Below are 21,310 nucleotides of genomic sequence, written 5' to 3' on the forward strand. Positions count from 1 at the left end.
ATCATCACGTACTGTGAAGCTAATCATCACGTACCGTGATGTTAATCCTTCTTATAATAATCAGTTTCAAAACCAGCCGCTTGTAGTGGTAGGCCAGGAGCCCAATCAATAGCTTGTCCCATGATTTCATTCACATCCTGCAGAGACCCAAACCCCTTTGGTACATCTAAGATAACTTCATCATGAACATGAAATACTATTTTATAGACTGACCTGTCTAGCCTGAGCATTGCCTCTGCTAAGCAGTCTCTCGCAATTGCCTGTACTATGTTTTCAGTAAGTTTCCCACCAAAGGTACTAATCCTTCCCCATTGTTTTGTTGCTTGCTCTATTCCCTCATAAGTAAGCTTTGGTTTGTTAAACCTAACATCTGTTTCAATTCTAGGTCTAACATAAGCAAGACTTCTTCCTGAGGGAAGTTTAATAAATAGCACCCGTTTTGAGCACGAAAACTCAAGTCCACACTGCATTTTAACTATCTTATTTTCAGACACTGCCACTATTGCTGCATTTTCAATTTCTCTCCAAAGCACAACAATGTTTGGATTAGTTTTTCTCCAGGCTGTAACAATACCTCTAAGTTCTTCTTCCTTAATTCCCATCTTTATTGCTCCCATATTAGTTAAGGCACCAACACTTCCCCCGAAACCACAAGCTAGGGTTGCTATTTTCCCTTTCTCCCTTAATTCATACTGTGGACTTCCTTTTACTATATTTTGAATTGGCACCCCAAACATCTTGCTTGCAGTCATTTCATATATCTTCCCATGGCTTTTAAAGGTATCAATAACCCATTTTTCACCTGCAAGATAAGCTATAACTCGAGCTTCAATTGCACTAAAGTCTGATACAATAAATCTAGAATTCTCTGAGGGAATAAATGCTGTTCTTATAAGCTGTGATAACACCGCTGGTACGCTATCAAAAAGCATTTCTAGCATTTCATAATCTCCCGCTTTTATAAGTTCCCGGGCAAAGCTTAAGTTATCCATACTATTTCTAGGAAGATTATGAATTTGAACTAGTCTTCCTGCCCAACGACCTGTTCTGTTTGCACCGTAAAACTGCATAAGTCCTCGCACCCGCCCGTCCGCGCATATTGCTCTTTCCATAGCTTCATATTTTTTAACTGAGGTTTTAGATAATTCTTGCCTAAGCTCAAGTACTCTTTTAACAGCAGCATCTTCTACTCCTTCTAATAATTCCTTCACCTTTTCTTTAGATAAACTTTCAACCTTTAGTCCACTACCTTCTAGCCAAGTTTTTAATTGAGCTGGGCTATTTGGATTTTGAAGCTTCGTTAAAGCTATAGCCTCCACTGTGATCTTCTTTTCATAAGCCTCATCACAATTTATAGCATTACGGACTAATACACTATCCACTCGGACTCCACCATCATTTATTTTTTGGTCTAGTTCCCAAAGCTCCCACTCTTTATCTGTCAATGGAAACTGTTCAAGTCGACCCCTTATAGCTCTCTCAACTTCTACATCTTGCTTGCAATATGTTTTAAATGTCTCCCATTTCGCTACATCTGCCTCTGTTAAATTATAAGTTCTTCGCCCATTATCAATACTATCTTTGCAAGGCATAGAAAAATATCTAATAAGAGCCTTTCCCTCTCTCATTTTCTGCTGTTGCAGATTTAAACACTTTGAAACTCCCTCAAGAGTTGAAGGAAGACCTAAACTTAAGGAATAAGCAGCACTACATCTCCACTGGTTAGGAATCATAGGTTTATTTAAGTATTTAGCAAGACAGGTTCTCTCAAAGGAGGCATTAAAAGCAGTTTTTATAACTCGGGGGCTTGTTAAATCCTCTATTATATTTTGTGGTAATTTTTCTCCAGAAGCTAGGTCTATAAGCTTTACTTGTTCCTCATCATAAGCATAGGCAAATAATAATATTTCAAAATCCTCTGATTCTGTATATGCATAAACTCCACATTTTGTAATATCAATACTGGAATAGGTCTCTATATCAATAGCAAGCAAATAATCAGCTCCTCTAGGATAGTAGAAAATTTTCTTTAAAATTAAGGCATTTATCCCCTTTGAATTTTGAAAACTTTTTTCTCCTTAAATTAATTTAAAAAGTCCTCGTCCTGCGCAGCAAAATCTTCTTCTGCGCTACTATGATTACCGAGCATTTCTCCTTCTTCTAGCTTTTGAAGGTTTTGTAGTCCACAGGCTATGCCGTTATTTTCCTCTGCACTGTAAGCATAAAACACAAGACTGGCTCTTCCATAACAACCACTATAAAATTCACTTTGATCTACTATAGCTTGTACACTTTTGTTAACTATTCCAGGCTTTATATTGCTATTTGCGTTAATAAAATAGCTTCCTGCATACACATCATCATCTGGTCTATCAACATCCCCATCATGAAGAGGAGTTTTAAAGTTATAAGGTATGCCTGCCCCAAGTTTTGATGTGGCCTCCTTCTTGGCATCAACAATTGCTGCATTTATTTTTCTTAGAGTCTCCACGTCTGTTTTGGGAATTATAATACTAACGGAATATTTAGGTTCACTACCATTAATACTCTTTGGTTCCCACACATTTGCATAACTAAATCTCACCTTTCCAGTAATTACTTTCATGAATACAGCCTCCTCTAAATAATAGAATTTGTTCCCTTCAAAAGTTCACCATACTTTTCTTTTGGAATCTCTGTGAGCTTTGTAGCACCAAAACTTTTTATAAGTGCTTTGACTTCTTCTTGCTTACCATTTTTTGAAAGCCTTGCCAGGGTTCCTCTGACTTCCTGTAGAGTTATTTCTTTAACTTCTGATTTTGATGTTTCTATCTTTTCATTTTGTGCTATTAGTTCTTGATTTTTCATATCAAGTTCTTGATTTTTCATAGATCGCTCATTTTTAAGCTCTATTGCTTTTGGATTTACATTAAAAATAGGAACTGCATTGTGAAGAACTGCAGCAAGAGTTAAGAGAGAGTTTGTTATGTCCTCGGAAGCTTTTATATTAATATCAATGTTAATATTCATGATTTTCCTCCCTTATTGTAAATTTTGTTCACTATTAGAATAAAAAAATAAGTGATCCACTGTAATTCCAAATAAATCTGCAATTCTCTTAGCCAGGCTAAAGCCTGGCATTCTTCTGTTATTTTCAATCATATTCACATAGTCCTTACAAATACCAAGCTGACTTGCAAGCTTTACCTGAGAAATACCTTTAAGTTCTCGCTGCGTAACAAACACCATATTTTTCATAATTCCCCCACTCCCTCTTTTTAGATTTATTGTATATATTTACTATATATGTTAATTATATCGAATGCACTGTTCAATGTAAATCGAACAAAAAGTTTTTTCGAATATTCTTTTCGACACATTGACACAAATGGAACAATTTGGTATGATGAAATTAGAAAATGGAGGCGAATCTTATGTTATTTGGTGATAGAATTAAACAACTTAGAGACAGTGCTGGTTTGACCCAAGCTGAACTTGGTAAGTTAATTGGAGTTTCCGATAGAGTTTTAGGATACTATGAAGCCAATGAAAGATTTCCTAGAAAACAAGAAGTCATTGCAAAATTTGCGGAAGTATTCAACGTTTCAGTTGACTATCTTCTCGGTAGGGAGGGTTCATTTTTGAAAGATTCTGCTGAAGAATATGGTGCTATAGGTCACACACAAGCCCAAGGAGTACTAAAGAGTGTGGAAACGCTGTTCGCTGGCGGGGAACTCATAGAGGATGATAAAGATGAGGTCTTTAGAATAATTTCAGGACTTTATTTTGATGCAAAAAAGAGAAACAAAGAGAAATATGGTAGGAAGAAAAATGCTAAATAGCTTTTTCTACTAAACACCTTTAGGGAGGGTGCGAATGAATTGTTCAAAAATTTCTAAATGTGCCAATAATCTAATAAAAACTTATGAAACCAATGACCCTTTTAAAATTGCCGAATATTTGGGAATTAATTTAAAATATGAAGAGCTTCACCGTTTAAAAGGGTTTTATACTTATATACTAAAGAATAGATATATTGTTATTAATAATAGTATAGATGAGATAAGTGCTAGAATCATTTGTGCTCATGAGATTGGTCATGACCGATTCCATAGAGGCCTGACCATTAATATGTTTCAAGATGAAATGTGTGTACCTTTAAAAACATCCATACCTGAAATACAAGCAAACTACTTTGCTGCAGAGTTACTTATGTCCGATGACAAATTTTTAGAGCTAGTAGCTCAGGACTATACTTATTCTCAAATAGCTTGTACTCTAGGGGTACATACAGAACTTGCAATTATAAAAGCGCAGCTTCTAAATAGCAGAGGTCATGATTTAAATGTGCCTTATGAGCCAGGGGCTAATTTTTTGGGGAAGATATAAAAAATTGTACAATGAAAGATATGAGTTTTACTTAACTTTGTCGGACTTTTTAAACAAGCCTTAAAAATATAAATACCACATTGAATAAAATCTCCAAAATAGTCTATAATTTAAATACCAATCCTTTTAAATGGTGAATAATTGAAAACACTACTGCACTGGGTCCCCCCCAAGTGCAGTAGTGTTTTTTTTATCATTAATTTACTTTAGTCTTAGCTACAATTTTAATATTACCGCCTTTAAAACATATGTATCCTTAATAACTGCTTTAATATTCTCAATGGGCGCAACAGTTCCCCCTTTACCCCTCAACTTCTCAACCCATGCTCCCGCTCCACTTTTATCATCTCTTTTTACTATTTGGTAAAAATTAGCTCTTCCCCTGAGGTCGTTACAAATGTTGGAAACGAAGTGGACAACTTTTGTTTGCTATTTTTGCTTAGTCTTGTAATCTTTCCAAATTAAATAAAGATAATCTCTAGTATTAATACCACTCATTATTCAACCCCCTCTTCTCCATAATATATCTATAATTTTTTTTCTTCTCCGCACTAAAAAAACATATAGTAATTCTTTTATCATGGGATTAATTATTCTATCATAATATCCATCTATAATATCCTTTATTTTACTATTACTTAAGTTATCTCTTATCTTCTCTACTATGGAAATCGTTCCATCATAATAATTATTTTTAATATACTCAACTAACTCAAAATGCCCTATTCTATTAGGCCTTGACCATCTTATCATATAGTGGTGATATTCTTATTTCTCCATTTATTTTATTTCTTACTATACCCCAATTACTGTGATGTCTATCACTATTACCTATACGGGGGGCTTTTTAGTGAATCGGCGAACGTGAACCCCCTTAGGTTCATAATTATACGCATTTTAATTTTATTTAACAAAACGAACCAATCCAAACTCATCCGAAAATTTCATTAGCCTTAAGTTAATCATATTATTCTTTGCAATTTTCAATTATTCTTTTTGTAATTTTAAATATCTTAGATTTATTCCAAACATTATAGTCGCCAATAATATATAATCTATATTTTGCACGTGTCACTGCGACATTGATAATATTTGGCTTAACCCACCTTACTGCACCGTTAGCCTTTTCATCACATCCAAGGAGAAATATTACTTCTTTAGCTTCTTTTCCTTGGAATTTATGTACGGTACCACAATAATTATCAACCCACCTTTCAACATCATCCTTATATTCATTAAGTTCAGCAGATTGATTAACCATATCTTTAATTCCGTTTATAACGGTAGTAAATGGTGAAATTACATATAAATCTGGAAGTCCATTATACTTTCTAAAACCACTAATAATTATTTCAAGTGCCTTTTTACCCTGTTCTTGAATAAAATGATTTTTCTTACCACTTTCTTTGCCGCCCACATTTATCCAACAAGATTTTTCTAATACAAATTTAACCTCATCCTCTTCTTTAGCTTCTATAGTTTGTATTTTCATCGTTTTACCGTACGATAATTCATTAGATATATCAAACATTGGATTAATGCAACGTCTGTGCACAACAAGAGGGCAACCTATCCATGTAAGCGGTGCATCTTCATTAATAGGATCTTTTATATATGATCCAAAACTATTAATTCTATCAGCAAATCCCTGTACTGAAACTGTTTTATTCATATACGGCATAATAATCTTATCTGAAAATGCTCTCTTAATAGCATCTGCATCATCTGTAACAACTGGTTCAACTTGTTTAGGATCTCCAACGATTATTGCCCTTTTGCACCTCCATAATGCACCTAACGCAACTTGTGGCGCAGCCTGCCCAGCTTCATCTATAATTAATAATCCCAAACTTCCTTGTTCTTTTATATTTCCTAAAAAACGGCCTACTGAAGCAAATGTTGTAGATATTACTGGAGTTAGTAAGAACAAGGTATTTATTAAGTGTCTATATGACTTATTTTTATCCTCTTGACTATATACGCATAATTCATTATCGCAATTATTACGAAATTTCCACATCATGGCAAGATTTTTAAAATTATCTCTACAGGCAAATGATGATAATATAAACTCTTTATGTAATTGTAGGGCAAGATAAAATAATTTTTCTCTTTCTCGATTATATTCTTCTGTAATCCATGGATTTAAAATCTGTATACTTGTACTTATATCCTCATTTTCACTTTTAAAATCATTCCAAAATTCATCGTCTATAACTACCCTACACTTACCGTACTTATTTAAAATATCCTGCAATTCTTTTCTATCCTTTACGATAGTATTTTGAATATTTACTATTGTTTTATTTTCTTTATTAATACTGTTCTCCAAGCTACGAATCAATCTTTTTTCTTTTTCTATGTAATCAGTGATTTCGGCAAGCCGTTTTTCGTATTTATCCTTTAATTGTGTTGTTTCAATATATTTATAGCGACTTTTTTCCACTTTATTCATTGATATTTTCACTTCATCATTACTTAAATTAAGTTCTTCTTTTAAAACTATAACTTGCCTGAGCCTTTCAGTCTGCATCCATTTTCCAAATATAATCTCATACCACTTTCTAGCATCCTCTTTGTTAATAATATCCTCTTGAATACTCTCAACCTTTTTCTTTATTTTTTGAAAATCATTCTCCTCAATTTTAAATTCTTCTAAAAATTTCAATTCATCATCTTTCGCAACTGATATAAAATTAATTGTATCAATCTTTTTGTTCTCAAGATTTTCTGCCTCTTTCAATTGTTGCTTTATCTCATCCTTTAGCTTTTTAATCTCATTTTCAACCTTAACAATCAACTTTTCGTTGTGATTTTCTCTTATTCTATAGTCATCTGATAATCGGCTAATTTTTGAAAGTTCTTTTTTAAGATCTTCAACTTTTGAGAATTGAATTTTAAATTCTTTTTTTGCATTTAAGTAGCCTTCATGACGTTTTTTAACCATTTCATTATTACAATAAAAGCTCTCAATAACTTGATTTAAAACATTATAACAATACTTTCCTATGTTTGATGATTTACCCATAGGAGCAGAAATCAATCCCCATTTGTTTGTATCTAAAGAATTTTCTGCCTCATCACTTTTACACATTAATTTAGAGGCAAGCCATGAAAAGTACACGTCATTCTTTTTTATAAATTTTACTTCAGTTTTTCCTTTTTCTTTTCCATCAAAAATTTTGTATGATTCAGTATTTACATTTTTAGATGTATCAAATAAATCAGCAATATCTTTCAATCCTTTTGAAACAATTTCACTATCTTCATTATCCGATTTAAGACTTGAAAGAATAGCTTTTTCATCTGGAAGTTCTTTTGTAATATTTTCTACAGCTGAATTATTACATGATGCTACAAGCATAGTAAAATCAGATAACTTCTTATCTTTAAAAACATAGTATTTATTACAATATTCATCATATCCATTGTTCACAAAAGTACCATGTTCAAAGTTCCTCAGCTCAAATGCATCGTCAGCTTTTTCATACTTGGACAAAAATTCTGCACGATTAACAATATTGGAAGCTATAATTTCTTTTAACAAAGTAGTTTTCCCAGTTCCTGGAGGACCATTAACTGAAAATATTTTTTTTGTTTCATCCTCTTCACTAATACCTATATTTATAGCAATTTGCTGCATTAAAGCAGGTTTAAATTTAGATGGCCATTTACCAGAAGGGGCTTTATCAGCATATAACCATTTTTCAATATGGGTCTTACTATTACGTATATCTATACGATTTTCAACACCAAGCATTTTACCGTCATCTAGTTGTTCATAATAAGCACCTACTATGTAATCCACTATATCTGAATACATGCTACTATCATTATCATATTTAAGAGACTTTTTTACCATCTCCAAGTCATCTGTATAAAAACCTTTTACAAGTTCACTAATATCCTCTGTCTTATCATCTTCTCTGTTAAAGGTTTTTTCACTTTCATATCTAGTATAGATGAAACTACCTTTTAACTTAGATTCTATGAACTCTCCACAAATGGGCTTAATGTATTTATCTAAAACAGATTCATATAAATTGTCAATACTTACTTTGTTCAACGTTTCTGTAGTACTAATCTTCTCTGCAATTGATTTAATATCATCATAATAATTTTTACTTGTTATAATTCCTTCAATTCTTCCATCAGACTCAGAACATTTATAAATTCCCCATACCAATGGAGATATTCTAAAACTGTTCGCCTCATACACACCGTCTTTATCTACTTTTAGTCCAATTAGGCAAATTTCACTAGTATCTTCTTCTGGTCTATCATCATCTAAATTTAAATACTTATATAGATTATTAATCAAAATTTCTCTCTTCATTTTCCCTATACACAAGTGCATAGCACTACTACATAGTTGATATTTTTTATAAAAAGTATTGTCTCTTTCTATTATCTCTGAAGTTTCAAATTCTAATGGAAAATTATAAAACAATGTAAATTTAGAAATTTTTCTTTCTTTTTCATCTTTACTCAATTTCCCTTGTTGTTCTTTTCTTACTAATTCGACTTTCTTTCCATTATCTTTTGTATTTTGCGGAAATGATTCTTGACTCAAAAACTCAATAATATGCCAAAACTCAACTATTTTATAAGCTATATCTTTTTTCATCTCTTGCTCGGTATTCATATTTTTTCCAATAATATTTACTCACTCCCTATGTATCTTTTTCACCCTGATCTATTACTGCAAAGAGGATCTCCCTCCATATTATACCATCATTTACGCAAAAACGGCCTTCTTTTCTCGTGTGTCCTCAATGTATCCATCATTTTTGTATTTGGCGTTATTTAGATTATTAAATAATTTTACTAATATATCTAAAACTTCGCCACCATATTTATCATAGGCCCTTTCATCTTTTCCAAATTGAGCTTTACTTAATATTTTTTGAGTAATAATTTCTTCATCCTTTATATTTCTTGTTTCCATAGATGATAAAATATCACTGAAGTAATACGCCACTCTGGCCTAACAGGTACTAATTGAAATCTTTGATTATCCCTATTAGCACCAACTGCCTCCGCAAATAATTCTACTGTTTTACTCTTTCCAGTGCCTGAGATAATAACAAAGGGTTTAGTTTTTAAACTAAGATAAAAATTAGTAATTAGGTCTTTTGTATAATAAAAACCTTTACTTGTTATGCAGTTGTTAATATATGTAATTTCTGCATTAATATTGTTTATTGTTGCGAATTCATTGTCTAACTCATCTTCTAAAATAACTTCATCCTCTAATTCCTCCTCTTCTGGTTCACTCTTTGATTTAGGAATTAAATCTAAATAAAAGAATCTACATTTTCACCTTTATAAAAATCTATGTATTCTTGATATTCTACTGTAATTGTTATGGGTTTCTTGTCATTTTCTTTTTCATATCGGACAATATAATCATAGCTTAATTCTAGTTTTTCTTTTAAAAGTTCAAGCAATGCTTTATTACTATATCTAAGCTGCACTGTCATTCCGGATTGCCCTTTAGAACTTGGCCATAAAACTACTTATAATTTTTATTACTATTAATGTTAAATAGTTTATAGAATAACTCTTCAACCTAATTTTCAGGTATTAACCTCCTATGAAAATACATTATATTTTTCATTATCTATTGCATATGCACTATCAGTTACTAATACTTTTTATTTCTTTAATAAATCCTCTTTGTAAATTAATTTATGACTCTCATTTGGTACTATAAATCTCTTATCTCATTATGTAAAACTACTATTAAACAACAACAAACTAATTATTAAAATAACCTGTAACTGCTCTTGTAATATCATATATCCACAGGTTTTCTCGTGAATAATTCTGAACTTAACCCAATAAAGTAGACATTGCTTAAAAAAGCTCACGCTGTCTTAGTCTGGCACCTATATTCATTTGGTGTCAGGTTGCTTAATTTCGCTTGGAACCTTTGATTATTATAGAATTCTATATATTTTGAAACTGATTCGAGGACTTCTTGTTCCTCATTAAGTTTGTTTATGTACATCAGCTCTGATTTAAAGTTAAAAAAAGATATCCCTTCGCAGCATTGTCCAGGTACTTGCCTTTACTTGACATACTTTGTTAATTCCATAAGATTATAGTAATTTGTTATATTGCTTGGATGTATATTGAAATCCTTGCTCACTATGAAGCAAGATTTCTTCACATCTCTTTTTTTACTAGCTTTTTCTGCAGTATCCAAGACAAGCTGAAAACCGTTAGATCGGCTTACCTTATAGGCGACAATTTCTTTATTGCATAAATCTAGAATAACTGAAAGGTATAGTCTACTGCCATTAAATATCAAATATGTTATATCCGTAACCCATTTAGTATCAGCCTTATTGGATTTTAAGTCTCTATTTAGTATATTATCTGAAACAATTATTGTTTAGGAACCTACAAAATGCTTTTTTGTTAGTCTTATAACCGCTTTAATGCCTAGGCATTTCATCAATCTATAAACTCTTTTATGGTTCATTTTTGTACCATGTTTCTTTTCAATCCATATGAACATTCTTCTATATCCATATATCCCTTTAGATTATAGTAGCAAAAGCTCTTTTTTATACCAATCCGCCTTCCTATCTCCTGAGTATTTTAAGAATGCATTCTCAGCTTCAAGGTATTATATACGCTCCTCTAGTCAAGATTCACCCCTTTAGTTACAACCTTTATTAGGAGATTTAGATGTTTAGCGATTCTCCTTAAGATTATCTTCTCCAATTTCCCTATATTTCTGCAACCATCTTTAAATCACTTTTATGTTAATATCTAATTCCACATAAACACTTTTCTGTGTTTTACAATCATCTATAACCATTTATATGGCTTTAAATTTGAAATCTGAACTATAAGTTTTTCTTACCCTTCCTTCTTTAATCTTAGAAATATCGCCATCCAAAATTAATTTTATAGGTCTTTTTAACCCGTGCCTACTTTAAATGGAGCACTTCATATTCAGCCTTCTTGTTAATTAATCTCTTATTGATAATAAATCATCTAACTCTTTAACAATCCCATCCTTTAACATTATAAATCTTTTTCGTAATATTTCTTTATAACAATTAATTTCATTTTGTTGTTGATTACAACCTTCAAACATATGTTTATATTCGCTAGATATAAAGTGATTCACAAAAATTGAATTGCTATTGCTCTTTTCAAAAATATCCTCTAAGTATTTAATTGGGTTTAAGTCACTAATTTTATTATTTGTTTTTGATAATATATATGTTCTATTAAGTGGACTATTTAAAATATGATTCTTTTTATCCCTCAATTGTTTAGAAGATTCACCAATCCTTACACAGTTCTTCAATGGTATTATATGATGATCTTGCACTTCTATGTTTATATTCTCATTATCAATGAATATTACTTTTCCTGCAGCTATTTCCCACGTATTTAGGGAAATCTCATATAATAAATCTTTAGGTTGTCCACTTAAAATATACTGTAAAATAGTTTTATGAACAACCGTTGTAACCGCTTCATTTTCTCCTTCGCCTAATAATATAGACATATCACAAAAACCTTCAACATTTAATATCTTATCTTTTAATTTTTCATAATTTCCATTTTCACCTTTTACTACCCATTTGTATAAGTATTGAATATCCTTAATGCATTTTTCATTTTGATTATTTCTATACTCGCCTCCAATTATTGACGCCCAGTACCAAAACTCTATCTTAGATAATTTTTCATTACTATTCCATACATCATCATCTAATAATAAATAAGCAATCGGTAATATCATTAAATTATAATGTAAGTCTGTAATTTTAACTATACCGCAACGTATTTGTAAAAATGAACAAGCCCTTATTAATCCATTTATAACAGTGTTTGTTCTTTTGTTTATATCTTCATGTTTTATATTTAAAATCTTATCTCTTTTCATCAAATCAATTTTAATATTATCAACATTCCCATAATCTGTATAACTTAAAATTGATAAAAGATTTAAATACTGTTTCTTAATAATGGTATTTATCTCATTCTCTTTTATAGTTTCCATATAAGAAGATTTTAACTTTTTAGGCTTATTACCCTTTAACAATGCAGTAAGATCATTAGATATATCAATATCAGCTTCTAATAAATTTGAAATTCGCTTACTTAAAGATTCACAACTTTTATCTCTTGCTGCTCTAGCAACTACAAGATCAAAGTTATCAAGCGGAGTTCCTCCTTTATTTATTCTTTCAAATATCACTACTGCCCTACAAATTTCATCTGATTGCAATCTAATTATATCTACCTTTTGCCTTAAAATGTTTTCGAAAAATGTTTGTACTTGAACTTTCCAGATAGCAGCTAACTTTGACCAAGTATCTAATATAGTAGTTTCATCATTCTTATCAATATACGCTTCTATATCAGGCTCTATATCCCCTAGAATTTCAATGATTTTGCCTCTGTTATCTTTATAATCATTTATAAGCTCATCTTTTCTCTCGTTTGCTATTCTATCTATTACGTATTCATAAAAAGCCTTTTCATCATTTACTTTAAATAAGCTATACAATGGTATCCAGCCTTCTTTTGTTGCATCTTTGGCCTTTGCATTTAGTATGCTATTATGCTTTTCAATCTTATTGCCAGAGATATCACGCGCCTCAAAGTCAGGATTATACCACTTTTTAGAAAGTGTAACACCTATATTTTCAAAAACCAATCTATTCTCTATATTGCTTGGCTCTTCTTTAATTAAATTTTTAGAATTAAATTTCAAATCTCTCCAACCAAAAACATCAATTTCATCTTGCTTTGGTATTATTCTTAAGAACCACCTAACTTTTAATATTTGATATACTTCTCTAGCAGTATCTTTCCAATCATTTTTAGAAAAAAAATCACTCAGCACTCCCTTTAATGAAGTTAATCGCTGTTGACCATCAAGTAAATACATACATTCTTCTTTTGGACTAGCTTCACCATTAGGAAATCCTAGTTCTTTAGTTGCAAAATCATCATTTTTACCATCTAATATTAAAAAACTCCCTATTGGTAGTGATAATATAAGAGAGGCTATTAGTTCTTTTTGTTGAACCTTATTCCATACTAGATCTCTCTGAAAATCAGGCAATACCAGTTTCTTTTCATCTACTAACTTAAACAATTCTATCAATTCCATAATCTTTCTCCTAAACAACCAACTTTACGTGGCATACAAATTTTAATTAAAATATTAGTTTAGCTATTATATATTGTTACTCAAATCGTTTATATTAACAAAACTCTGCCCTTTATATCTTTTAAAAACCAAGCTGACAGGTTATATTAATATTATTACGATTTTTTCTAACTCACTCTAATTCTTTCTCTTTTTCAGGTGTCTGTTGAGTCGCCATTTCATAAATTGGTAATGTTGCAACCAGCTTATATCTACCTACCAGATATCAGTCAGTATTTTACTAAGCTTTTACAAAATCTCCTCTTGCGCTTGCTATTGATACAAATGTACCTACTTACTCTACAGATCATATAAAAGTTTCTTATCAAAATTCACATCTTTATTTATCCTATAGTTCTGATCAATAACAAACTGCCTATACTCTATAGCTAAATCAACAAGTTCTCTAAGCTCCTCATCTCTTACTTCTCCATCCGGATATACAAGCTTAATCATCCCACTTACCATTTTATTTACAGCATCTGTATCTCTTATAGAACAATCCTTTAAGTTAATTTTATTTGTTATATAGTTGTAATTTTTTCTTCTTAACTTATGAATCACTTCACTAAAATAATCTGCTGCAAATCCAAGGTTTTTTGTATATGCACTATTAGGATTACCTATGCTTTTCAACTCCCAACCAGGTACAACACCTGCAAGCCTATCCAAAAATGCACTATGAGTATTAGTAGTATGTAATAAGTCACCCAGCAAATTCTTTTTATCAAAATAACCAGAAGGTAAATTTCCAACCATCATAATTCCACACTCACTAACCTTTTCTACGCCACCACGATCAAATTTTCCTGAAGCAAGATATTGATATAGCTTATTATTTACGTTATCCTCTAGACCGGTCCTTTGAATCTTATCAATTTCATCAAAAAGTAAAACATCATACTGAACCAATAGTCCATCCTGCTTTGTAGTAAGATTATAGAATAATTGTGGAGCACTAACCTTACTTCCGGAAATTACTCTAGAATAGGAACTAAGATTTTCATAAGCATATGTCTTTCCTGTTCCTGGGCTACCAAACTCCATCATAAATATATTATTCTCAACCATTGGAATAAGTCTAGAAAGTAATATCAATTTTTCTCTCCTATCATAATTTTGAAAGTTAAGACCTATAGTACTTATCATTACGTTCATCCACTGTTCTGAATCAAAACTACTTCTTGATTCAACAAGCTCATCAACATCTATGTCTGACAGTTGAAACGGTTTAAATTGAGTAAGACAAATATCTTTTGCTACAAAGTCATATGAAACTTCCCCCATTCCCCAAAGTCCATCTATTAGTAATCTTGGATGTTCAGTCAATATATTATCGGAGACCTCTGCATCATTTATTGCGAGACTGGGAATTTCCATTTGAGTTGGTTTTTTATTTCCTTTTCCACTCCCAAGATTTATCTTAACCTTGAATTTATCTATTATCTTGATATTTCCATCTATTCTTAACTCATTACGGAACTTTTCTTTTTCCCTTGATTCAATTCTATGTTTGTGGATATACGCATTGGTTTCTTTTATTCCATCATCGGTTATTTCATCTTCGCAAAAGAATCCAATAAGATACTCAGATACATATCTTGGAAGACCATGTATCTCATTTTTTATAGCTTTTGGTTTATCAACTACAGCACTTCCAAAGTTATCCTTTAAAAGTCTTTCCCAAATTTCCATACTGTCCTCCTATAATAAGCTTCTACTATTTTTAATTTTTTCATTAAATTTGTTAACTTTATTTTCTTTTACAAAAATCTCAATAGGCATTTTGATTACAAATTTCTCACCTAAAAAATAAAATTCGATTTCAATTATATCCATAATTTTTTCTTCTGAACGAGAAATTTTTATCGGAAGTTGAATAAGTTTATTTCCATCAAAATATGGGATAACCTTTGTTATCTCTATAAGGAGAATTATTATGATATCAACATGTAAAAAAGAAACAATAAAATGGGCAATTGTAGCTCTTTCATTGATACTACTAGTAGGATGTTCTACCGTAAAAAGAGCCTGTAAATAATTTTGTGTAAACAGAATAAAAAGTACTCTTTCTTGGCAATAATTGAGATAAGTTAATTATCCAAAAATTGTAAGGAGGAGTATTTTTATGTCGGAAAATTCTAAGGAAATTTTAAGAAACTATATCAATGATCAAAAGTTTTCAAGTACAAACGAGGTCTTAGCTGCTATGAAGATTATGTTCAAAGACGTTCTCCATGAAGCATTAGAAGCAGAGATGGATTCGCAACTTGGATATGACAAGTATGATATATCAGAAAAACAGACTGTAAATAGTAGAAATGGTTACTCTAAAAAAACTGTAAAATCTGAGCTTGGAACAGTAGAGCTTAATATACCACGTGATAGAAATGGAGAATTTGAGCCTAAAATCCTGCCTAAGTATCAAAGAAATATAACTGGTATTGAAGATAAAATAATGGCCCTTTATGCAGCTGGAATGACCACAAGAGATATAACTGAGCAAGTCAAAAATTTATATGATGTTGAGATATCTGCTGAAATGGTATCAAATATAACAAACAGGATTATGCCTGCTGTTACAGAGTGGCAAAATAGACCACTTGAAAAAACATATTCATTTGTGTTTATGGATGCAATACATTACAAAGTGCGTGATGACAAGCATATTGTAATCAAAGCAGCTTATGTTGTATTGGGTGTAAATATGGATGGAGAAAAAGAGGTTCTTGGTATATGGGTAGGAGCAAATGAAAGTAGCAAATTTTGGCTATCAGTACTTAATGATCTTAGAAACAGAGGCGTCCAAAACGTTTTGATGTTCTGCGTAGATGGCTTAAATGGATTTAAGGAAGCAATAGGATCTGTATATCCCTTTGCAAAGATACAACGTTGTATAATTCATCAATTGAGAGGAAGTATGAAATATATACCACATAAAGATAAGAAGGCTTTTGCTACAGACATAAAGGCTGTTTACCGCGCAGTAAACGAGGAGGTTGCACTAGAAAATTTAATTTTGGCAAAGGAAAAATGGTCGAGTAAATATCCAAACGCAATAAAGAGCTGGGAAGATAATTGGGATAATCTCATAACTTTCTTTGTATTCCCAGATTATATTCGTAGAATTATATACACCACAAATGCTATAGAAAGCCTTAACAGTCAATTTAGAAAAGTCACTAAGACAAAACTTATATTTCCTAATGACGAAAGTCTTATGAATATGCTGTATCTAGCTACTGAAAAGGTGAGCAGAAAATGGACTCGAGTATATGCAAATTGGGATCTTGTTATTAGCCAACTCAATATATTATTTAATGAAATTCTAAATGCAGGAGCGTAGCTTAGGGCCTCCGTCCCCAAACCCCTGAGGTTTATCGCTTTAGTTCTAACAGGAAAAATAAAAACAGGCAACCCAAAGGGATACCTGTTCCTGTTGAAGCTCAATAACCGCTCAGGTTGCTCCTCAGCATTGCCCTATCCTGTTATTAAGCATGTATATTATTGACTAAAAGTGGGAATAATATACTATATAGAGATGACGAATTAAAAGTATTCGTCGACTTTAATTAACATTTTTTTACAAAAACTTAAATATCAATTTTTTTGCCTAAGAGAGAGAATACTTCAATTGTGGTATTTAAATCAAATAATTTATCCATATTGCTTTTATCTAATATTTCGCTAGTATATAAAATATAACAAGTTGCAGCCTTTTTATCTCTTCCCGCTCTACCGGCCTCCTGATACAGAGATTCTATTGAACCCGGTATGCCATAATGAATTGTATATCTTATGTTGCTTTTATCAATCCCCATACCAAAAGCTTTAGTTGCAATAAGTAAGGAATACTTGTTTTGTTTATAATCACTTTGTACCTTCTGCTTATAATTATTAAATTCTTCTTTTTCCATCACCATGGTTTTGATTTTTTTACCATTTTTATAACTAGTTTCTTCTGGTATTTCCCCTGAGTACCACTTAGCCACTTCAGGATACTTTTGCCATATCTTCTTGTGCAGTCCATAACATCCCATAGGCCCGTTTTTATTTACAGTAAATATAAGCCCACTTTTAGTTTTTTTATCATTAACTTTAAATATAGAATTTTTATTAAACATATCCATTAAACTTTCTAATGAGCTATATTTATTTTCACTATTCTCCCCACTATCCCTGTAAATCTTAAATCTTAGTTCTGGTCTAGTATATTCTAATATGGTTTTCACATTTTCCCGTACCGCCTTAAATTCTACAAAATATCCTTCAATACGTTAAGGGATGCAGTCGCTGTAAGTCCTAAAAGGTTTGTGCTAGGACAATATTTTTCAATAGTCTTACATAAATTAAGATAGGATGTTCTAAAATCATGCACCCACTCAGATAAACAATGTACTTCACCAATAACAGCTAAAGCTATGGTTTGCTCTTCATTTAACACCGTCAAGTATTGCCTAAATTCTTTTATTTGAAATCTTTCAGGTGAAATCCATATAAAAAAATACTTACCTTTAGAAAAAGCCTTCCCTATTACATTTTTCTCTTCTGCCTTTTGATCACTGCTAATAAAATTTGTTTTAGTTATAAATTTACTATCTAAGTTTTCCTTTTGATCATACATAAGGGATTTAATTGGCACAACCACAAAACTTATACAAGGTTGAAGTAAGGCTGCAAATTGATAGCATAAGGATTTTTCACCTCCTGTAGGTAGTAGTCCTATTGTATCCTTGCCTCTCAAAGTATTTGTTATTATAGGTAACTGAGCATGGGAAAAATCATCATACCTAAATATATTCTTAAGCAAAAATTTTAAGGCAGGTATATCACTATCCTCCCCATCTTGGATTATATTGTACTTTTTCTTCCCCCATGTATATACCACAAGAAACCTCTGCCCATGCCGCTACAAATGCATCTTTAGCTTGATTCACTAATTCCTTCGTATGCGCTATAAATAATGTTCTCTTTCCAAACTTCTTAGCATCTGTTACTGCTGTTATTGTCTTACCTGTACCTGTAGCATGATATAGTAATGCTATAGTTTCATTATTCTTTCTCATATTTTCAAGATTAGCTATAGCCTCTGCCTGATGATCCTTAAGTAGAAAAGCCTGGCCCTTTTGTTTTGGAAGGTATTCTTCTAACTCTTTAAACATAGGTAATTCACCAAGAAAGGTTTGAAGCTCATCCTTTACCATCTCTGGCTTTGTGTTTAACTGATTATATACCCATCTATAAATTTTCCAATTTCCATATATAAGACTATTTTATTTAAGCAAATCATCATAATATTTATCTTGAGATACTTTCGACGGATTATGCCAAGTCTCTCCATCAATTTCTATGGCAATTTTTTGTCCTTCACTTTCTAGAGCAAAATCTATAAATCTACTATTTCCATATATATCAACGAAAGGATGCTGTATTGATAGATACTTTGTATTTTCTGGTCCAAAAACCTCTGCAAATATACCTATAAACAAATCCTCTGCTATGCTTCCTAATTTAAAACTATCTTTTGGTGCCACCCACGCGGCAAGTGGCAACTTATTATTAACCATATCTACCTCACTTCAAAATTCTACATTTTATTTTTAAAAATTACATTAATTCCACTCTATCACATTAGCATTGCTAAATTAGGGGAATACTGTCACATTTGAAATTAAAAATAATCCCACGCTATTGATACGTGGCAAAAAAAATAGATAAGCACTAAATGCCTACCCATCATAATCCTCCAACTTACTTTTAAATTTCACACTCCACCCCTAGGATCAGTCACATCGCCTTTTGAAGCATAAATTTCTTCACTCCAAAGAAATTTATGCTATAAACTCATTGTATACATCAATGTATTTAAAATTCAACTATGTATTTTTACGTATTGGGTGATTACAGTCAATATTTACTTTACTTTAAGATCACTTTATCTTCAGCGTAGAACATAAAAGTCAAGTTTGTACTATCCTTTGGTACTTCGAAAGTAATAGTACCCTCAACTATTCAAACTTTGTAACTGTAATTGCAGCTCTCCCTATTTTAGCTTCTTCATTATTAGAATAAAATTTTGGATTTACTTTTATATTAGGGAGCTACTGGTGTACTCGGCTTACTAGCTAAAGCTTTACTCAGATTTCCTGAAAGTGCATTTTGCAAATCATCACTACCTTCAATTAACCATCCTTTCTCTCCTTTTATAAGCTTAATGTCAACATCTGTAATAGTTTTTGGTGCATTAGGATCATTAATATATTTGTTAAAAGATGTCATTATTTGAGCCTCTGGATCACTTTTCTGGCCTGACATAGCTTGTTTTAGTAATTCAGGCAACATGTCAGTGATTAATTTACCATATATTTTAGGTAAATCAATGGATGTTACCTTAGTTTTTACTACTGCATTCTTGCCAGTAACGCTAGAAGATACAATAGTATAGCTGACTTTTGAAAAAACCGATTTAACTATTTTCTCCTGATTCGCATCTGTATACTTGAAACTATCTTTAGTTTTATCTTTGCTAATATAACTTTCCATAGAAACGATATCTGATTTTTGAGCACTGGTAAAGAACTTCTTTACTGTAGCATCAGGTTTCGCACCACATGCTACTAGTGAGACTGAAAATAGTATAACTGCCATGATTTTCAAAGTTTTGTTGTTTTTCAAAATTATTGCCCCCTTATATTTTAGTCCATTGCTACTATTTGTCTAATATCCATTTTGATTTTTAGTGCTAAAACTTTTTATATAATACTATATCCATCCTTTCTTTAATTCTGTTATTTTGAAGAGTTTTCTTGGTTTTCGAATAAATCACCTTCAACATATTCTTTTTTAATACCTTCGGCACCCTTACGATATGTAAAATCATCTCTATTAAATAATGTGAAGATATTCTTATCAAATTGCATATTAACTACCTTCCCCGAAATTTCACTACCTAATGTCCAAGGTGTTTTTTAAGCTTCTTATTATTTCTCTCCTTCTTTTCGTATCGTTCCAATTTTTTTATCACTTCTTGTGTCTCTACCGTTTTCATTTCTAATAGTACCTGGCGGAAGGTCATTCTTTTTCTCGAATGTGCCAACCGTACAATCACTTCTAACCTTTCGTGTCATTTTATTCTCCTCCTTTGAAATTTATATTTCATTATTAATATAAAGCTATCGTTTGGTGCCACCCACGTGGCAAGTGACAAGTTCTTATTCTTAACCATATCTACCTCACCTTAAAATTATACATATTATCTCTAAAAATTCAATTCATTACACTTTAGCACATTATCGTTGCTAAATTAGGGGAATACTGTCATATTTCAAAATAAAAATGATGCTACCTGCTAGCAAGTGACAAAATAATTTAATTTTCAAGCAATAAATCCTATCCAGTATATCCCCCCACTTTTCCTACCTCAACGTACCTATATCCCAACAATACTCACCCTCATCTCACTCTTTATAATTTTTCACTCTGTATATATTATTTAAGGCTAAAGCTGCTGCTCTCTCTGCTCTGCCTTCTCCAGTAGCTGATGCTGAAGATAAATAAGCTATACCCTTGTGATGTGTAAATATATCTACAATATCAATTGGCACAATGACACTTATACGTTCTGGGGCAATAGTATTTATATACTGCTGTGCAAGCTCTTTCTTAAGATTATTTTTATTTAAAGAGCAACCAAATTGTGTTCACAATTTGGTTGCGTCCCCCGGGGAATTTTCCAAAGAAGCTTGCGACCGA

The 21,310-nt window shown here is 31.6% G+C and carries 25 protein-coding genes; 3 read left to right on the forward strand and 22 right to left on the reverse strand.

The window, feature by feature from the left end; genetic code table 11:
- Nucleotides 1–41 precede the first annotated feature (41 nt).
- From KPL50_RS19075 to KPL50_RS19090, 4 genes are all read right to left on the reverse strand, one after another.
- Nucleotides 42–1,994, reverse strand: coding sequence for a DNA polymerase (locus KPL50_RS19075; RefSeq protein WP_216300133.1), 1,953 nt, complete (start codon nucleotides 1,992–1,994; stop codon nucleotides 42–44).
- Nucleotides 1,995–2,083: 89 nt separating this feature from the next.
- On the reverse strand, nucleotides 2,084–2,605 hold the full coding sequence (locus KPL50_RS19080) for a DUF2815 family protein (RefSeq protein ID WP_216300134.1): 522 nt from the start codon (nucleotides 2,603–2,605) through the stop codon (nucleotides 2,084–2,086).
- Between the two features lie 14 nt (nucleotides 2,606–2,619).
- Nucleotides 2,620–3,009, reverse strand: coding sequence for an rRNA biogenesis protein rrp5 (locus KPL50_RS19085; RefSeq protein WP_216300135.1), 390 nt, complete (start codon nucleotides 3,007–3,009; stop codon nucleotides 2,620–2,622).
- A gap of 12 nt (nucleotides 3,010–3,021) precedes the next feature.
- Entirely contained in the window at nucleotides 3,022–3,237 is a 216-nt protein-coding gene (locus KPL50_RS19090; RefSeq protein ID WP_216300136.1) for a helix-turn-helix transcriptional regulator, read from the reverse strand.
- Nucleotides 3,238–3,413: 176 nt separating this feature from the next.
- On the opposite strand from KPL50_RS19090, the gene KPL50_RS19095 reads away from it, so the two are divergent.
- Together KPL50_RS19095 and KPL50_RS19100 are read left to right on the forward strand one after the other, a co-directional pair.
- The gene (locus tag KPL50_RS19095) at nucleotides 3,414–3,821 is read left to right on the forward strand and encodes a helix-turn-helix domain-containing protein (protein ID WP_216300137.1); all 408 of its coding nucleotides are present in this window, start codon (nucleotides 3,414–3,416) and stop codon (nucleotides 3,819–3,821) included.
- Nucleotides 3,822–3,855: 34 nt separating this feature from the next.
- Complete coding sequence (locus KPL50_RS19100; protein WP_216300138.1) at nucleotides 3,856–4,368, forward strand: ImmA/IrrE family metallo-endopeptidase; 513 nt, start codon at nucleotides 3,856–3,858, stop codon at nucleotides 4,366–4,368.
- Between the two features lie 501 nt (nucleotides 4,369–4,869).
- Here KPL50_RS19100 and KPL50_RS19105 read toward each other — a convergent pair.
- From KPL50_RS19105 to KPL50_RS27550, 10 genes are all read right to left on the reverse strand, one after another.
- Nucleotides 4,870–5,121: a hypothetical protein gene (locus KPL50_RS19105; protein ID WP_216300139.1), complete on the reverse strand. Its 252-nt coding sequence runs from the start codon at nucleotides 5,119–5,121 to the stop codon at nucleotides 4,870–4,872.
- Between the two features lie 214 nt (nucleotides 5,122–5,335).
- Nucleotides 5,336–9,013: a DEAD/DEAH box helicase gene (locus KPL50_RS19110; RefSeq protein ID WP_216300140.1), complete on the reverse strand. Its 3,678-nt coding sequence runs from the start codon at nucleotides 9,011–9,013 to the stop codon at nucleotides 5,336–5,338.
- A 93-nt stretch (nucleotides 9,014–9,106) separates the two neighbouring features.
- Nucleotides 9,107–9,316 (reverse strand): hypothetical protein, encoded by a 210-nt coding sequence (locus KPL50_RS19115; protein ID WP_216300141.1) that lies wholly within the window; start codon nucleotides 9,314–9,316, stop codon nucleotides 9,107–9,109.
- A 349-nt stretch (nucleotides 9,317–9,665) separates the two neighbouring features.
- Nucleotides 9,666–9,851, reverse strand: a complete 186-nt coding sequence (locus KPL50_RS19120) for a hypothetical protein (protein ID WP_216300142.1) — start codon at nucleotides 9,849–9,851, stop codon at nucleotides 9,666–9,668.
- Between the two features lie 386 nt (nucleotides 9,852–10,237).
- On the reverse strand, nucleotides 10,238–10,411 hold the full coding sequence (locus tag KPL50_RS27990) for an IS3 family transposase (protein ID WP_375372945.1): 174 nt from the start codon (nucleotides 10,409–10,411) through the stop codon (nucleotides 10,238–10,240).
- Between the two features lie 30 nt (nucleotides 10,412–10,441).
- Nucleotides 10,442–10,765 (reverse strand): DDE-type integrase/transposase/recombinase, encoded by a 324-nt coding sequence (locus KPL50_RS19130; RefSeq protein WP_375372946.1) that lies wholly within the window; start codon nucleotides 10,763–10,765, stop codon nucleotides 10,442–10,444.
- 3 nt (nucleotides 10,766–10,768) lie between these two features.
- Nucleotides 10,769–10,912: an IS3 family transposase gene (locus KPL50_RS27995; protein WP_375372947.1), complete on the reverse strand. Its 144-nt coding sequence runs from the start codon at nucleotides 10,910–10,912 to the stop codon at nucleotides 10,769–10,771.
- Nucleotides 10,913–11,353: 441 nt separating this feature from the next.
- A complete protein-coding gene (locus KPL50_RS19140; protein ID WP_216300146.1) occupies nucleotides 11,354–13,519 on the reverse strand; it encodes a DUF262 domain-containing protein in 2,166 nt (721 codons plus the stop codon).
- A 339-nt stretch (nucleotides 13,520–13,858) separates the two neighbouring features.
- Nucleotides 13,859–15,253, reverse strand: a complete 1,395-nt coding sequence (gene brxL, locus KPL50_RS19145) for a BREX system Lon protease-like protein BrxL (protein WP_216300147.1) — start codon at nucleotides 15,251–15,253, stop codon at nucleotides 13,859–13,861.
- Nucleotides 15,254–15,262: 9 nt separating this feature from the next.
- Nucleotides 15,263–15,397 (reverse strand): hypothetical protein, encoded by a 135-nt coding sequence (locus KPL50_RS27550; RefSeq protein WP_290443255.1) that lies wholly within the window; start codon nucleotides 15,395–15,397, stop codon nucleotides 15,263–15,265.
- 289 nt (nucleotides 15,398–15,686) lie between these two features.
- Here KPL50_RS27550 and KPL50_RS19150 point away from each other — a divergent pair, with 289 nt between their 5' ends.
- On the forward strand, nucleotides 15,687–16,904 hold the full coding sequence (locus KPL50_RS19150) for an IS256 family transposase (protein WP_216300148.1): 1,218 nt from the start codon (nucleotides 15,687–15,689) through the stop codon (nucleotides 16,902–16,904).
- A gap of 247 nt (nucleotides 16,905–17,151) precedes the next feature.
- Here the strand turns inward: KPL50_RS19150 and KPL50_RS27150 are convergent, their stop codons facing one another.
- From KPL50_RS27150 to KPL50_RS19180, 8 genes are all read right to left on the reverse strand, one after another.
- Nucleotides 17,152–17,790 carry a helicase-related protein gene (locus KPL50_RS27150; protein WP_216300149.1) on the reverse strand — a complete coding sequence of 213 codons (639 nt, stop codon included), beginning with the start codon at nucleotides 17,788–17,790 and terminating at the stop codon, nucleotides 17,152–17,154.
- 23 nt (nucleotides 17,791–17,813) lie between these two features.
- Complete coding sequence (locus tag KPL50_RS19160; protein ID WP_309245198.1) at nucleotides 17,814–18,446, reverse strand: DEAD/DEAH box helicase; 633 nt, start codon at nucleotides 18,444–18,446, stop codon at nucleotides 17,814–17,816.
- Nucleotides 18,391–18,762 carry a DEAD/DEAH box helicase family protein gene (locus KPL50_RS27155; protein WP_253200705.1) on the reverse strand — a complete coding sequence of 124 codons (372 nt, stop codon included), beginning with the start codon at nucleotides 18,760–18,762 and terminating at the stop codon, nucleotides 18,391–18,393. The genes KPL50_RS19160 and KPL50_RS27155 overlap by 56 nt, the downstream gene beginning before the upstream one ends.
- A gap of 69 nt (nucleotides 18,763–18,831) precedes the next feature.
- Nucleotides 18,832–19,125, reverse strand: coding sequence for a hypothetical protein (locus tag KPL50_RS27160; RefSeq protein ID WP_253200706.1), 294 nt, complete (start codon nucleotides 19,123–19,125; stop codon nucleotides 18,832–18,834).
- A 526-nt stretch (nucleotides 19,126–19,651) separates the two neighbouring features.
- Nucleotides 19,652–20,233 (reverse strand): DUF4878 domain-containing protein, encoded by a 582-nt coding sequence (locus KPL50_RS19170; RefSeq protein WP_216300151.1) that lies wholly within the window; start codon nucleotides 20,231–20,233, stop codon nucleotides 19,652–19,654.
- A gap of 113 nt (nucleotides 20,234–20,346) precedes the next feature.
- Complete coding sequence (locus tag KPL50_RS27555; RefSeq protein ID WP_290443256.1) at nucleotides 20,347–20,478, reverse strand: hypothetical protein; 132 nt, start codon at nucleotides 20,476–20,478, stop codon at nucleotides 20,347–20,349.
- Between the two features lie 60 nt (nucleotides 20,479–20,538).
- The gene (locus KPL50_RS19175) at nucleotides 20,539–20,685 is read right to left on the reverse strand and encodes a hypothetical protein (protein ID WP_216300152.1); all 147 of its coding nucleotides are present in this window, start codon (nucleotides 20,683–20,685) and stop codon (nucleotides 20,539–20,541) included.
- Between the two features lie 330 nt (nucleotides 20,686–21,015).
- Nucleotides 21,016–21,162 carry a hypothetical protein gene (locus KPL50_RS19180; RefSeq protein ID WP_216300153.1) on the reverse strand — a complete coding sequence of 49 codons (147 nt, stop codon included), beginning with the start codon at nucleotides 21,160–21,162 and terminating at the stop codon, nucleotides 21,016–21,018.
- Between the last annotated feature and the right edge of the window lie 148 nt (nucleotides 21,163–21,310).

This window comes from Clostridium sp. CF012 (genome assembly GCF_018861755.1).
In the GTDB taxonomy this organism is placed as follows: Bacteria; Bacillota; Clostridia; order Clostridiales; family Clostridiaceae; genus Clostridium_AD.